The 14,450-nt window shown below is 73.6% G+C and carries 11 protein-coding genes; 2 read left to right on the top strand and 9 right to left on the bottom strand.

Annotated elements, in window-relative coordinates:
- Positions 1–8: 8 nt before the first annotated feature.
- Positions 9–1,301 carry a YeeE/YedE family protein gene (locus IF04_RS0134845; protein ID WP_030267532.1) on the bottom strand — a complete coding sequence of 431 codons (1,293 nt, stop codon included), beginning with the start codon at positions 1,299–1,301 and terminating at the stop codon, positions 9–11.
- A 241-nt stretch (positions 1,302–1,542) separates the two neighbouring features.
- Here IF04_RS0134845 and IF04_RS0134835 point away from each other — a divergent pair, with 241 nt between their 5' ends.
- Positions 1,543–1,977: a YchJ family protein gene (locus IF04_RS0134835; RefSeq protein WP_030267530.1), complete on the top strand. Its 435-nt coding sequence runs from the start codon at positions 1,543–1,545 to the stop codon at positions 1,975–1,977.
- 24 nt (positions 1,978–2,001) lie between these two features.
- Here the strand turns inward: IF04_RS0134835 and IF04_RS0134830 are convergent, their stop codons facing one another.
- The 7 genes from IF04_RS0134830 to IF04_RS0134800 are packed head-to-tail and all read right to left on the bottom strand — an operon-like array spanning position 2,002 to position 11,424.
- A complete protein-coding gene (locus IF04_RS0134830; RefSeq protein ID WP_030267529.1) occupies positions 2,002–4,341 on the bottom strand; it encodes a penicillin acylase family protein in 2,340 nt (779 codons plus the stop codon).
- Positions 4,338–5,963, bottom strand: a complete 1,626-nt coding sequence (locus IF04_RS0134825; protein ID WP_030267528.1) for an amidohydrolase — start codon at positions 5,961–5,963, stop codon at positions 4,338–4,340. Before IF04_RS0134825 ends, IF04_RS0134830 begins: the two co-directional genes overlap by 4 nt.
- Entirely contained in the window at positions 5,960–7,495 is a 1,536-nt protein-coding gene (locus IF04_RS0134820; RefSeq protein WP_030267526.1) for a sodium:solute symporter family protein, read from the bottom strand. Before IF04_RS0134820 ends, IF04_RS0134825 begins: the two co-directional genes overlap by 4 nt.
- Positions 7,492–7,860 (bottom strand): DUF3311 domain-containing protein, encoded by a 369-nt coding sequence (locus IF04_RS36310; RefSeq protein WP_078601194.1) that lies wholly within the window; start codon positions 7,858–7,860, stop codon positions 7,492–7,494. The genes IF04_RS0134820 and IF04_RS36310 overlap by 4 nt, the downstream gene beginning before the upstream one ends.
- A gap of 57 nt (positions 7,861–7,917) precedes the next feature.
- Positions 7,918–8,718, bottom strand: a complete 801-nt coding sequence (locus IF04_RS0134810) for an SDR family NAD(P)-dependent oxidoreductase (RefSeq protein ID WP_030267515.1) — start codon at positions 8,716–8,718, stop codon at positions 7,918–7,920.
- Between the two features lie 26 nt (positions 8,719–8,744).
- Positions 8,745–10,199 carry an aldehyde dehydrogenase family protein gene (locus IF04_RS0134805; RefSeq protein WP_030267513.1) on the bottom strand — a complete coding sequence of 485 codons (1,455 nt, stop codon included), beginning with the start codon at positions 10,197–10,199 and terminating at the stop codon, positions 8,745–8,747.
- A complete protein-coding gene (locus IF04_RS0134800) occupies positions 10,189–11,424 on the bottom strand; it encodes a M20 family metallopeptidase (protein ID WP_030267511.1) in 1,236 nt (411 codons plus the stop codon). Before IF04_RS0134800 ends, IF04_RS0134805 begins: the two co-directional genes overlap by 11 nt.
- 159 nt (positions 11,425–11,583) lie before the next feature.
- Here IF04_RS0134800 and IF04_RS0134795 point away from each other — a divergent pair, with 159 nt between their 5' ends.
- Positions 11,584–12,354: a FadR/GntR family transcriptional regulator gene (locus IF04_RS0134795; RefSeq protein ID WP_030267510.1), complete on the top strand. Its 771-nt coding sequence runs from the start codon at positions 11,584–11,586 to the stop codon at positions 12,352–12,354.
- A gap of 31 nt (positions 12,355–12,385) precedes the next feature.
- Here the strand turns inward: IF04_RS0134795 and IF04_RS0134790 are convergent, their stop codons facing one another.
- Entirely contained in the window at positions 12,386–14,362 is a 1,977-nt protein-coding gene (locus tag IF04_RS0134790; RefSeq protein ID WP_030267507.1) for an oxidoreductase, read from the bottom strand.
- Between the last annotated feature and the right edge of the window lie 88 nt (positions 14,363–14,450).

Below are 14,450 nucleotides of genomic sequence, written 5' to 3'. Positions count from 1 at the left end.
AAGACGGCTCAGCAGACGCCGTCCCCCGGCTTCGGGTTGCCGAGGCCGAAGGCCGGGCGCAGCCGGAGGCCCGCCCAGGTGCCGACGAGGGCTGCCGCGCCCCAGATCCAGCCGTGCAGGCTGCCGGAGGCGATGCCGGCGAGGTACGCGCCGATGTTGCAGCCGCCGGCCATGCGCGCGCCGATGCCCATCAGGATGCCGCCGAGCACGGCGGCGAGGGCGGTGCGGGCGGGGATGCCGCGGTGCAGCTTCCAGACGCCACCCGCGGCGGCCGCGACCGCGGCGCCGATCATGATGCCGATGTCCGTCAGGCTGGTCTTGTCGGCGAGGACCGGGCCCGCGTACGAGGCGGCGTTCTTCGGGTCCTGCCAGAACGCCCAGGTCTCGGGGGAGCCGCCGAGCAGCCCCACCAGCTTCGAGCCCCACAGCGCGAAGGCGCTGGTGACGCCCCAGGCGCCGCCCGAGACCAGCAGCACGCCGGCACCGAACACGGCGAGCGCCAGCGCGCCGGCCCACAGGGTCCAGGAGCCGCGGAAGACGCGGGCCAGGGTGGTGCGCGCGGACGGCGGGGTGCCGATGGGCGGCGGGTTGCGGCGGGCCTGTACGCGGCGGGTGACCAGCACGACCACGGCGAGCAGCACCATGGTCACGGCCCAGGAGCCGCCCCAGCCCAGGTGGTCGGAGAAGAGCACCGGGTCAAAGGCGGGCAGGTCGCGCCAGAGGTCCCACTGCCAGGCGGCCAGCGTCGAGCCGGCGATGAAGCCGCCGAGGGTGAGCACGATGGTGCTCTGGCCCGAGCCGACGGCGAAGAGCGTGCCCGAGGCGCAGGCGCCGCCGAGCTGCATGCCGACGGCGAAGAGGAAGGCGCCGACCAGCAGGGCGACGCCCAGCGGTCCCGCGCTGGGCGCCGGTGCCGAGCCGAACAGGCCGGTGCCGGTGCCGATGAGCAGCGCGAAGAGCGTCGCCGTGGTGCCGAGCAGCAGGGCGTGGGCGCGCAGCCCGGTGCCGTTGCCGACCGCGATCAGCTGCCGCCAGGCGGAGGTGAAGCCGAAGCGGGAGTGGAAGAGGGCGAAGCCCAGGGCGATGCCGAGGAGCAGCAGGACGCCGGGCTTGGCGCCGTTGGCGGTCCACACGTAGGCGGTGAGCCCTGCGCCGATCAGCCCCGCGACCACCAGGGGCGTCCGGCGGACGGGCGGCGCGGGGTCGGCCTCGGGCGCGGGCGTGCGGGTGGGTGCCGGGGTGAGCAGGGCGCCGGTACGGGGCGGCGCCCCGGCCGCCCCGGCGGGGGGAGCGGTCGTCACGTGGGTCTCCGTGGGAGGGATGCGGTACGTACGGACGTACCGGAAAGGGCCGGACGGGAGGCGTCAGCGGATACAGAGCGCGTCGTCGACGTCCCACGGCGTCGCCGCGAAGAGCGCGAGCGTGAGCACACTGGCGGGTCCGAACATGCGCTCCACGGTAATACCGGGTGTAAGCCACACGTAACACCGTCTCGGATGGCGAGACGATGAGTCCGCCCGATGGACCGGGCACAATGGGCGCATGTCCCGTCGTACCAAGCGCCCGAAGCAGGCCGCAGCCCCTGCGATCACCGCGTCCTCGCCCTGTCCCTGCGGTCTGTCCGCCCCGTACGGGGAGTGCTGCGGGCAGTTCCATGCCGGGACGGCCGCGGCACCCACGGCCGAGCGGCTGATGCGTTCGCGGTACAGCGCCTTCGTGGTCCAGGACGAGGCGTACCTGCTGCGGACCTGGCATCCGGACACCCGGCCGCCCCGCATCGAGTTCGACGCGGGGCAGCGCTGGCTGGGCCTGGAGATCCTGCGGACGTCCGAGGGCAGCGCGTTCCACACCACCGGCACCGTCGAATTCCGGGCGCGGTTCCGGTACGGCGGCGCGGAGGACGCACTGCACGAGCACAGCCGCTTCGTCCGGCACGACGGCGCGTGGGTCTACCTGGACGCGCTCTTCGCGGAGTGAGGACCAAGCCGTGCGGCGCCCCGGTCACTCCCCCGGGACGGAACCCGGTACGAGCGTGATCCGCGCCGTCGTGTGCTCCTCGATCCGCTCGCGCGAGTACAACAGCGGGAACGCCTCGTCCGCCGCCCACGGCTCGAACAGGTCCCGGTAGTGCGGGCTGCCCGGGTCGCCGGACTGGCCGGGTGCGTTCATCGCCACCGAGTCGTCCCACGAGCCGACGTCCACGACCAGCCGGAAGGTCGCGCCGCCGCACTGCCGGAAGCCGGGGCCGTACGCCGTCGCCGAGACCGTGTCGCCGCTGCCGCCGCGCGGCGCGGGCCCCACCGAGGACCAGCCGGCGGCCTCGGCGCCGAGGAGCGCGGCGAGGGGGTGGTGCGGATGCGCCTGATGGAGCGCGCCCCATCGCCACGCGTCGGGATCGGGCCCGAGCAGCTCCGCGGTCTCCGCCATCGCGGGGCCGAGACTGGTGAGGATCGCCGCGCGGATCGCGGCGTCCGGGTCGGGCCCGAGCCGGTCCCCCGGCGCGAGGAGCAGCGAGAGGTCGACCCGGGGATCGGCGCTGGCGTCCTCGGCGGGCAGCACACGGGCGAGCGCCTGGGCGACGCGCTCCTCCGGGAGCAGCCGGGCGAGGGCCCGGCGCAGCAGCTCCGGGCGGAGATGGCGGCGGTACCAGATCTCGAAGAGCGCGGCAGCCGGCGAGTCCGCGTCGAGCGACGCGTCCCAGTCCCGCAGCAGCTTCAGCCCGTCGCGCACTCGCGGGTCGTCCGCTGTCAGATCCGCCAGCAAGGGCTGGATCTCGCGCGCGGGCAGGCTCACATAGTCGTTCTGCAGAGCCACGCAGTCCGCCGCGGTCCAGTCCGACCGCGCGGCCAGCGTCTCGGCGAGCCGGTGGTGGCGGTACGGCGCGTACCAGTCGTAGGTGACGGTCCGCTCGGCATTCGGGTACTCCGCGGGGAGGTTGAGCTGGTTGGCCGTGGCGAACCAGCCGTCCTCCGGGTCCCGTACGGAGGGCAGCGCGCCGACCGGGTGGTGCCCGTCCCATTCGTACCGGCCGTCGCCCGGCACCGGGAGCGTGCCGTCCCAGCCGCGGCGCACGGGGACGCGCCCGGCCGGGCGCCAGCCGGTCGTGCCGTCCGGGGCCGCGTAGACCTGGTTCTCGCCGGGCGCGCCCCACCGCTCCATGGCGGCGACGAAGGCGTCGGGCCCGGCCGCGCCCATGTAGTCCATGCTGCCGAGGTACGGGGCCATGCCCGGCTCCAGCCAGGCGGCGCGGACGGCGAACGCGGCGGCGCGGTCGGGGCGTTCGTCGATGACCGGGCCGTGCCGGGTGAACCACAGGTCGGTGGTGACGGGCTCGCCGCCGCGCACCGGGATGGTCTCGGTGACCTTCGTCATCGCCTCCCAGCCGTCCCCGTAGGCGTACCGCTTGGGGTCGGCGGGATCGGTGCGGTAGACGTACAGGTCCTCCTGGTCGATCGGGAAGATCGTGAGGCCGAAGGCGAGACGGCCGTTGTGGCCGATGGAGACGCCGGGCAGGGCCGGCTCGCCCGCGCCGATGACGTCGAGGCCGGGGGCCGAGAGGTGGGCGAGGTAGCGCAGCGCGGGGAGGGTGACGGCGCGGTGCGGGTCGTTGGCCAGCAGCGGGCGGCCGGTGGCGGTGCGGGACGGGGCGAGCACCCAGTTGTTGCTGCCGTCGATGCCCTGGCGCGGGGCGTTCGCGGCCCACGGCGGGGTGGTCGCCATCCGGTACACGCGCAGCACGTCGTCCGGGATGACGGAGAGGTCCAGGCCCTCCGGTACGCGCAGCTCGTGCGCGGGCTCGCGGACCTTGCGCAGCCCCTCCACCTCGGGCCCGAAGTCCCGCAGGGTCAGGGCGCGTTGGACCTCGTCGTGAAGGTTGTAATAGAGGCCGTGGCTGCGGATGCGGGCGACGTCGGCGGGCTGCCAGTACGCCGGTTCGTAGTCCAGCAGCCGGAACTCCGGTGGCAGGTAAGCGCGTTGGGTTCTGCAGAGGGTGACGAAGGCGTTGATGCCGTGCACGAAGGCGGTGGTGACCTGCTCGGTGTCCGGACCGTACGCCTGCCACTCCGTCGCCATGTCGCCGCGGTAGAGGAACAGCCGGGCAGCGCAGTCGTGTTCGGCGTACTCGGGGCCGAGGACCTCCGCCAGCAGGCCGAGGCCGCGCCGCCGCCACAGGTCGATCTGGAAGAGCCGGTCGCGGGCCGCGTTGAACCCCTGCGCGAGGAAGAGGTCCGCGCGCGAGGCGGCGTAGAGATGCGGCACGCCCCAGCGGTCAATGAGGATCTCCACCGGTTCGGACAGGCCGGGGACCTCGAAGGTGGCCGCGGTGCCGGACTCGGTCATCGGGTGGCCTCCTCGTGTACGCACTCGCCGCCCACGTACGTCGCCCGTACCGGGATGGCGGCGATGCCGTGCGGATCGGCGGTCAGTGGGTTCTCCCCCAGTACGGTGAAGTCGGCGAGGTGGCCGGGGGCGATCCGGCCCTTGTAGTGCGCCGTGCCCTCCGCCTCCGCCGAGCCGAGGGTGAAGATCCGCAGCGCCTCGGCGGCAGTGACCCGTTGCGAGGGGCCGACCTTCGCGCCGTCCTCGATGCCTTCGCGGGTGACCATCGACTGCAGGCCGAGGAGTGGTTCGTACGGGCCGCAGGGGTAGTCCGAGGACCCGGCGACGGTGACGCCCGCGTCCAGGAACGAGCGGTGCGCGAACATCCGCTCCGTGCGCTCCGGGCCGTACCAGGTGTTCAGCGCCCCACCGTGGTAGCCGGCGTACCCGGCGAACGGCACGGCGATCGCGTCCAGTGCCTTCATCCGGGCGAGGGTCGCGTCGTCGATGAGCGTGCAGTGTTCGATGCGGTGCCGCAGCCCGGGGCGCGGCAGCTCGCGCTGTGCCGCCTCGAAGGCGTCCAGGACGAGGCGGATCGCGGCATCGCCGTTGGCGTGCACGCCGATGCGGTTGCCGTCCGCATGCACCTCCCGTACCTGCGCGAACAGTTCCTCGGTCGAGGTGGTCTGGATGCCGTGCCCGCCGCACTCCGGGTCCGCGTACGGCTCGGCCAGCAGACAGGTGCGGCCGCCGATCGCGCCGTCCAGGAACGCCTTGACGCCGACGAAGCGCAGCAGGTCGTCGCCGAAGCCGCTGCCGACGCCGAGCGCCCGGGCCTTGGCGTAGTGGTCGATGGAGAGCAGCATGCCCGTACGCATCGTCAGCCGGCCCTGGTCGCGCGCGGTGCGCAGCAGGGCGATGTCGTCCGGGGCGATCAGCGCGTCGCAGATCGAGGTGAGCCCGGCGGCGTGCCACAGCTCCTGGGCGCGCAGCAGGCCGCGCAGCCGGTCCTGCGGGGAGCTCGGGGTGAGCGGGGAATCGCCGCGGGCGGTGGCCGGGTAGACGACGTTCATCAGGGCGCGTTCGATGAGGCGTCCGTCGAGGCGGCCGTCTGCGGCGCGGCCGAAGTCGCCGCCGTCCGGGGCCGGGGTGTCCTCGTCGATGCCGAGGGCGCGCAGCGCGGTGGAGTTGACGACGCCCCAGTGGCCCGCGACATGGACGACGAGGGCGGGGTGATCGGGCGCCGCGCGGTCCAGGTCCCAGCGGGTGATCCGGCCGGTCTTGGCGTCGTCGTACCGGCTGCCGCGGAGCCACTCCCCCGGTGCCGTGCGGGCCGCCTCGCCCGCGATGGCCGCCAGCAGTGCGTCGGCGCTGCCGACGGCGGCGGCGGAGAGGTCGAGGTGGAGCAGGTCGGTGGCGGCCATCGCGAGGTGGATGTGGGCGTCGTTGAGGCCGGGGACGACGGTCGCGTCACCGTGGTCGACCTCGGGCGCGCCCGGGAAGCGATCCCGCAGCTCGGCGGTGGGTCCGGTGGCCCGGATGCGGCCCTCGGCGACCGCGAACGCCTCGGGCTCCGGGCCGCTCCCGCGCTGGCTGACGATGTGGGCGGCGCGGTGGAGCACGGGGGTGCTGTCGTCGATCACTTCGCCTCCTCGGTGGCCGCCGGGGCCGGGTCGTTGCCTTCCGTACGAGGTGCGGGGCGTGCTCCCGGGGGCCCGGCCGCCGCGGGCCGGGCGAAGGTGACGGCCGCGGTCACGGCGAGGTTCACGGCCAGCCCGATGATGCCGCCGTTGACGCCGTGCCAGGGGTCGTTGCCGGTGGCCCACAGGGCCACCACCACCGCGAGCCCGGCGAGCAGGCCCGACACCGCGCCGGCCTTGGACATCCGCCGCCAGAACAGCGCCAGCAGCACGGTCGGCACGAGCTGGGCCACGCCCTCGTACGAGAGGACCGACAGCTGGACCAACGTGTTCGGGTAGAAGAGCGCACCCGCCAGCGCGATCAGCCCTGCGATCAGACAGACCAGCTGCGAGAGCCGCTTGGTGCGTACGTCGTCGGCGGGCATGCGGCCCGTACGGCGGCTGCGCGGGTCGGCGCCGTTGCCACCGCCGAGCAGGGTGCGGCCCCACAGCGTGCCGATGGCGAGCATGAAGACGCTCATCGGGACGATGGCGGAGAGCGCGCCCGCGACGCCGATGATGGCCACGGCGGGGGCCGGGAGCGAGTCGGTGACCAGGCTGAACAGCGCCAGGTCCGGATTGCCGAGGGCCGGCATGACGAACAGCGCGGTGGCGCCGATCATCATCGGGACGAAGAGCAGCAGTTGGTACCAGGGCAGCAGTACGGCGTTGCGGCGCAGCGCGTTGGGATTCCGCGCGCTGAGGTAACCGGCGACGGTGGTCGGGAAGATCGTGATCGTCACGGCGTTGAGCAGCAGCGTGCTGATGAACCACATCGCGTCCCGGCCGCCGGATTCATGCCCGGGGAAGGTCAGCCACTCGGGCTTCTCCGCGACCATGCGGTGCATGAAGTCGCCGAAGCCGTCGAGGTAGTGCATCGGGACGTACACCGCGAGGAAGACCACCGCGGCGATGACCAGGACGTCCTTGAGCGCGCTGACCCACGCCGAGCCGCGCAGCCCGGACACAAGGATGAAGACCTCGGCGACGACGAACGAGATGACCGCGGCGACGCGCAGGTCCACGCTCCCGTACGTCATCGCGTTGACCACCACGCCCATGCCCTGGATCTGCACCTGGATGTACGGCACGAGGAAGACCGTGGCGATCACCGCGACCAGGATGCCCACCGGCCGGGACCGGAAGCGGTGTTCGGCCATGTCCGCGATGGAGATCAGGCCGTGCCGGCTCGCGTACGTCCAGATGGCCGGGCCGACGACGTACGCCACCGCGAAGCCGACGGTGAGGTACGCGACGAGGTAGAGGATCGGCACGCCGAAGGAGTACGACCAGCCGGCCGTGCCGAGGAAGGAGAAGCTGGTGTAGGTCTCGCCGGCCATCAGCAGCCAGATGAAGAGCACGCCCAGGCCCCGGCTGGACACCGACCACTCGGACAGGCCCTTGTCCCGGCCGCGCGCGCTGAGCACGCCGATGAGGATGGTCACGACCATGGCAAGGCCGAAGATGGTCGTCGCGATCGCTGCCGAACTGCTCATGCGGCGCCTCCTTCGGGCCGTTCGGGGCCTTCGGCTCCTCCGGGCGTCGGCCCGGCGGTCTCCCGCTCCGCCGGCAGCGGTTCGGCCGCGCCCGTGCGGTACGCGGGGTCCAGGCGGGTGACGGCCCAGATGACCAGGGGGCTGATGACCGTGGCGGCGAGGATCCAGAACAGCAGGAACGGCACGCCGAGGACGCGCGGCTCGATGCGGTTCGCCACGAGCGGCGCCAGGCAGTACAGGACGGCCGGGACGAGCAGCAGCCACAGCGCGGGGCGCCGGGCGCTCACTTCGGGCAGGCCGTCGAGCGGGTGCGCGCCGGCCTCCGCCGGGCCCTCCCGCCCGCGGTCCTCGGGGGCGTGCGACATGGGGCTCCTTCGAGGGGAGAGTGCGGAGAGTATCCTGGATTTGGACGTTATCGCAGGTCAGACAGTGGGCTCGTACCGGCCGTCGACCGCGGTCCAGCCGCCGTCCACGGTCAGCACACTGCCGGTGACGAAGGTGGAGGCGTCCGAGACCAGGTACTGCACGGCGCCCGCCAACTCCTCGGCGCCCGCCCACCGGCGCAGCGCGGACGCCTGCGCGTACGCGTCGTACCACTCGGGGTCGGCGGCGATCTGATCGGTCAGCGGCGTCCGCACGACGCCCGGCGCGATGGCGTTGAACCGCACCCCGCGCGGTCCCCACTCCGCCGCCGCGGTCCGCAGGAACTGCACCAGGCCCGCCTTGGACGCCGCGTACACGCTCTGGCCCGGCTCGACCTGTACCGCGCGCATCGAGGCGAGCCCGACGACGCTGCCGCTGCCGCGCTCTGCCATGGCCGGGGCGACGGCCTGCACGAGTGCGAAGTGCGCGCGGAGGTTCAGTGCGACCACCCGGTCGAACTCCTCCAGGGTGTAATCGGCGATCCGCTTGCGGACGTTGGCGCCGACGGTGACGACCAGGCCGTCCGGGGCGCCCCAGTCGGCGGCCGCGGCCCGCACCGCGGCCTCGTCCAGGACGTCGAGCTCGTACGGGGTCGCCGTGCCGGTGCGGCTGCCGGGCGCCGGCGGCTCCTCGCGCGCGAGCCGGGCGGTCTCGTCGGCCCCCTTGAGGTCGCGGTCGGCGACGGTCACGTCCGCACCGTGCGCGACCAGCGCCCGCACGGCCTCGCGCCCGATGCCGCTGCCTCCACCGACGACCACGATGTGCCGCCCGTCGAGACGGAAGAGGTTCGCGTACGTCATGCCCGGCTCGCTCCTTCCCTTGCTGATCATGTCCTGAGCACCGCCATCCGCGTCACCGTCAGCTCCTCGATGGCGAAGCGCGGGCCCTCGCGGCCGATGCCGGAGTCCTTCACGCCGCCGTACGGGGCGACATCGCTCCGGTAACCCGGCACTTCGTTGATGACGACGCCGCCCACGTCGAGCGCGTCGATCGCCGTGAAGGCGGCTCCCAGGTCGCGGGTGAAGACCGCGGCGTGCAGCCCGTACCGCGAGTCGTTGACCAGCGCGTACGCGGCGTCCAGGTCCGACACCGTACGCAGCGCGACGACCGGCCCGAAGATCTCCTCGTCCCAGGCGGGCAGCCCGCCTGGGACGTCGGCGAGGAGCGCGGGCGCGATGCAGCGCCCCTCCCGTACACCTCCCGCGACCACCCGTGCGCCGGCCGCGCGGGCCTCGTCGACCCATGCCAGCACCCGGTCGGTGGCCGCCTCGTCGATGAGCGCGGACACCCGCGTCACCTCCTCGCGCGGGTCGCCGACCACGACCTCGGCGAGCCGGTCGGCGATCCGCTTCTCCAGCTCTTCGGCGACCTCCTCGACCGCGATCACCCGCTGGACGGCGATGCACGCCTGGCCCGAGGCGTAGTAGCCGCCGCGGAGCACGGCGTCGGCCGCCGCGTCCAGGTCGGCGTCGGCGGCCACCACCAGCGCGGCGTTGGAGCCCAGTTCGAGGACGACCTTGCGGGGCGCGGCGTCCCGGGCGATGCGGTGGCCGATCGCGGCGGAGCCGGTGAAGGAGACGGCGGCGACCGCGTCGTGCGTGGTGAGCGTGCGGCCCACCGCCGCGTCACCCGTGACCAGTTGCACCGCGCCGACGGGCGCCCCGGCCGCGGCCAGTTGCTCGCGGACCAGATGGACCAGCCAGAGCGTGGCGAGCGGGGTGGCGGGCGCGGGCTTGACGACCACGGGGCAGCCGGCCGCGAGCGCCGGCGCGATCTTGTGGGAGGCGAGCAGCATCGGGTAGTTGAAGCCCGCGATGCCCACCACGACGCCGATGGGGCGGCGGGTCCAGAAGCCGGTCATGCCGTCCCCGGAGGGCAGCAGGTCCAGCGGCACGGTCTCGCCGTGGATGTGCGCCACCTCGTCGGCCGCCGCCTCCCATGTGGCGACCGCGCGCTGCACCTCTGTACGGCAGTCCACGCGCGGCTTACCCGTCTCCAGGACGAGCAGGTCCTCCATGGGGCGCGCGACTTCTGCGAGCGCCGCCGCCACGCCTCCGAGCACCCGGCGCCGGACCCGGGTGGGCAGCCGTGCCACGTCCTTACGGAGCGCCGCGGCGTGCTCCACCGCCCGCCGCGCCAGTGCCTCGTCGCCGACGGGCGCCTGCGCGACCTCACTGCCGTCGTACGGGAAGGTGACGGCCTCCGTACGGGGCGCGGGCACCCAGCCGTCGCCGACGGGCAGCCCGGTCGGGAAGCACCCGGTGATCTCCTCAGGCGTCATCGCGGCGCACCCCCTGGGTGAGGAAGTGCCGCGCCGCCTCCGCGTACACCCGGGTGTACTCGCCGATCTCCCGCACCTCCACGTACTCGTCCTTCTGGTGCGCGATCCACTTGCCGCCCGGCCCGTAGACGACGGTGGGCAGGCCGGCGTCGCGGGTGAGGACCGTGCCGTCGGTGGTGCCGGGCACGGCCCCGAAGGGCGGCGGGCTGCCGTGCACCCGTGCGTGGGCCGCCACCAGCCCGGCCACCACCGGGTGGTCCTCGGGGATCTCGATCGCCGGGCGGTCGTCGACGACGGTCAGCCCGACCGTGACGCCGGCCGTCGCCGCGGCCTCCTCGGCCTCGCGGCGGATGCGCGCGATCAGCTCGGCGTGGTCCGTGCCGGGGATCGTCCGGACATCGACGCCGACCAGGCCGTGCGCCGGGATGACATTGAGCTGGTCGGGGTCGCCGCCGTGCAGCACGGTCGGGGTGACGGTGACGCTGCCGGCGTGCGGATGCGTACCGAAGCGCACTTCGGCCCAGGTCTGGGCGCGGCCGAGCGCCTCGACGATGCGGGCCCCCGCGACGATCGGATTCTTGCCCTCCTGCGGCATCGCGCCGTGTGCCATCACGCCGGTCAGCTCCAGCCGGAGCCGGATGCCGCCGCGGGCCGAGGTGCACACCTCGTACCCCTCCGGCTCGCAGACGATCACGCCGTCGATCTCCGCGGCGAGCGGCGAGGCGGCGAACGCCTTGGCGCCGAGCATCATGCCTTCCTCGTCGCACAGCACGCCGAGGACGATCCGGCCGGGGAACGGGCCGGCCTGCTGGAGCGCCCGTACGCCGTAAATCATGGCGGCCACCCCGGACTTCATGTCCGCGGCGCCCCGGCCCCACAGCTTGCCGTCGCGGATCTCCGCGCCGTACGGGTCGACGCTCCACGCCGCCGGATCGCCCTCGGTGACCACGTCCGTGTGGCCCTCGAACATCAGGGTCGGGCCCTCGCCGCCCTTGCCGTCGACGACGGCGATGACGTTCGGCCGGCCCGGCGCGACCTCCACCACCTCGTGCTGCCAGCCGAACTCGGTGAACAGCGCGGCGACCAGGTCGGCGGCCGGCCGTTCGACGTCGGTGGCGCCGGTGGCGTTGACCGTACGCAGCCGGATCAGGTCCTGGGTGAAGGCGACGGCCGCGGCTTCGTCGATCGCGATGCCGGTCGGCGGGTGGGTCTGGGCGGCGTGCATAGAACCTCCAAAACGCCTGGCCGGGAGGCCAGTCCACTGGTCAGACCAGTTGATTTCCCGTACTCTGCTCGCACGTTCCTGCGTGGGTCAAGAGGCCACCAGCAGCAATCGGCACGGAAACCAGCAACAATCGGTACGGAACACGGAACGGGGTCCCCGATGGCCGCCTTCGACGCTCCCTTCACGCCCGTCGAGCCGGTACGGGCCTACCAGCGCGTGGCCGAGCAGATAGAGGACCGCATCCTCAGCGGCGAACTGCCGCCCGGCTCCCGGCTGCCCGGTGAGCGGGAGCTCGTCAGCCAGTTCGGCGTCGGCCGCTCGACCGTCCGCGAGGCCCTGCGGGTACTGCAGTCGGCGGGCCTGATCCGTTCCCGCCCCGGCGACCCGCTGGGCGCTGAGGTGCTCGGCGTATCCGCCGACAACCTCAGCCAGGCGCTCGGCCGGCTCACCCGCTCCCACCTCTGCAGCCTCGGCGAACTGATCCAGTTCCGGATGGTCCTGGAGGCCGAGAGCAACCGGCTCGCCGCCCGGCTGCGCACCGAGGACGACCTGACCCGGATGGCCGAACTCATCGAGCGGATGCGGTCCCTGGCGGGGGCCGGCACCGGGCTACGGGCGTTCAGCGAGACCGACGCGCTGTTCCACCAGGCCGTGGCGGAAGCCAGCCGCAACGCCCTGCTCGGCCTCTGCGCCCGCGCCGTCCACGACGCCGTCGTGGAGATCATCGAGCACAAGATCGCGAACGTCGCGGACGCCACCGCCTGGATGGCCCGCTCCATCGACCACCACGAGCAGGTACTCGCCGCCATCCGCGCCGGCGACGCCCCGCACGCGGCCCAACTGGCCCGCCGCGCACTGCACGCCTACTACGCCGACCACGTCGAGCCCACGGCCCGCCCCTTGCTGACGGCCGCTCTGGAGGAGGAGTAGGGCGCATCCGACGGGTCGCCGCGGCGTCCCTTCAGAGCTCGGCCGCCGCCGTCAGGCCCTCCAGCACCGCCTCCTCCACCGTCCGGGGTGACACGCAGTCGCCGATGGATATGAGGGACCCGCGCGGCAGCTCCGGCAGTTCGGTCTCCGCCGCGGGCGCGGCCACGGGCTCGTGTCCCTGAGCGAGGACGACCGACCTGACCCCTTCGAGCAGCACCGGCTCCTCGGTGAGGGTGTGCTGGAGGTACACCGTGTCGCTGTCCGCGCCGTACAGCCGGACGTTCGGCACCACGGCCACCTTCGCCCGCACCGCCTCGCCGACCATCGCCGCGCGTACGTACTGCTGCAGATGCTCGCCCGCGCCGAACCCCGTGACGCACAGCGTGACCTTCCGGCCCAGCCCGGCGAGCTGAACGGCCACCCCGAGCCCGATCCAGTCGCCACGCCAGTCCGCCACGACCACCCGCCCCCGCGGCACTTCGGCGCCCCGTATGACGTCCCAGGCGTCCAGCACGACCGGCTCGTCCACGAGCTCCAGCTCCGGTCGGCGGGGCCGGGCGCCCGTAGCGACGATCACGGCATCCGGCCGCTCGACGCGCAACAGCTCCCCGTCGACCCGCGAACCGGTGACGATACGAGCCCCCGCCTGCCGCGCCTCCCGCTCCAGGTTCGTCACCGCACCGCCGAACTCCGCGCGCCCCGGCAGCCGTTCGGCCAGCAGCACCTGGCCGCCGGTCCGGCGCGCGGCCTCGTGCAGCGTGACGTCGTGCCCGCGGGCCGCCGCGACCGCCGCCGCCTTCAACCCGGCGGGCCCGCCGCCCGCGATCAGTACCCGCTTCCGGCGCGTGATCGTCGGCAGCACCCCGAAGCGCCGCTCCCGGCCCGTCTCCGGATGCTGGATACAGGAGATGGGGAAACCCTGCTGGAAGTGGCCGATGCACGCCTGGTTGCAGCCGATGCAGGCCCGGATGTCGTCCGCACGCCCGGCGCCGGCCTTCGCCGGCATCTCGGGATCGCAGATCAGCGCCCGGGTCATGGCGCAGGCGTCGGCCTGCCCCCGCTCGATGATCCGGTCGGCCTCCTGCGGCTCGTTGATCCGCCCCGCGACCATGACCGGTACACGCACCGCGGCACGCACCTTGGCCGCCAGCGGCGCGGTGTACCCGGCGGGCTCGGACATCGGGGGCGCGATGTGCAGCGCGCCGGACAGCGTGGCCGAGCTGCCCGCGCACACGCTGAGGTAGTCCAGCAGCCCGTCCTCGTCCAGCCTCGTCGCCACGTCCACAACCAGCGCGGACGACAGCCCGTCATGGCTCAGCTCGTCACCGGAGATGCGCAGCCCGACCGTGAACCCCCGCCCCGCGGCCTCCCGTACGGACGCGATGATCTCCCGCAGGAAGCGCAGCCGCTTCTCGTCGCTGCCGCCATAGTCGTCGGTGCGGCGATTGACCTGGGGGTTCAGGAACTGGGCCGGGAGATAGCCGTGGCTGGCCACGATCTCCACGCCGTCCATGCCCGCGGCACGCAGCCGCCGGGCCGCCGCGCCGTACCCCTGTATCACTTCCTGGATCTCCGCCACCGTCATGGCGCGCGGCATGACGTGGAACCGCTCGCTCGGGGTCGCCGACGGCGCCCAGGCGACCGGCGCGGAGCCGTCCCGCGACTCCAGGATCTCCCGGCCGGGGTGGAAGATCTGGCCGACGGCCCGCGCGCCGTGCCGGTGTACGGCGTCGGCGAGGCGGCGGTACCCCTCGATGCAGGTGTCGTCGGTCGCCATGAGGACGTGAGTGGTGTACCGCGCGGACTCGTGCACCCCGGCGACCTGCACGACGATCAGGCCGACCCCGCCCGCGGCCCGCGCCTCGTGGTACGCCACGAGCTCGTCGGTCACCTGCCCGTCCCGCACGAGCACCGTGTCGTGCCCCGAGGACACGATGCGGTTCTTCAATGTCGTGGCCCCGATCCGCAACGCCCGGAACAGATGCGGAAACTGCTGCTCACCACTCACTTGAATTCCACTCCTCACCGAACCGAACGGAACCGACGCCCTACCGGGGGCCCTCCCCTCCCCCCCACCCCACCCCCCTCCTCTGCCG

Origin of the sequence: Streptomyces violens (assembly GCF_000717745.1) — a bacterium.
GTDB classification, from domain to species: Bacteria; Actinomycetota; Actinomycetes; order Streptomycetales; family Streptomycetaceae; genus Streptomyces; species Streptomyces violens.
The sequence above is the reverse complement of the archived record's forward strand: the minus strand, read 5'-3'. Positions and strand labels throughout refer to the sequence as shown.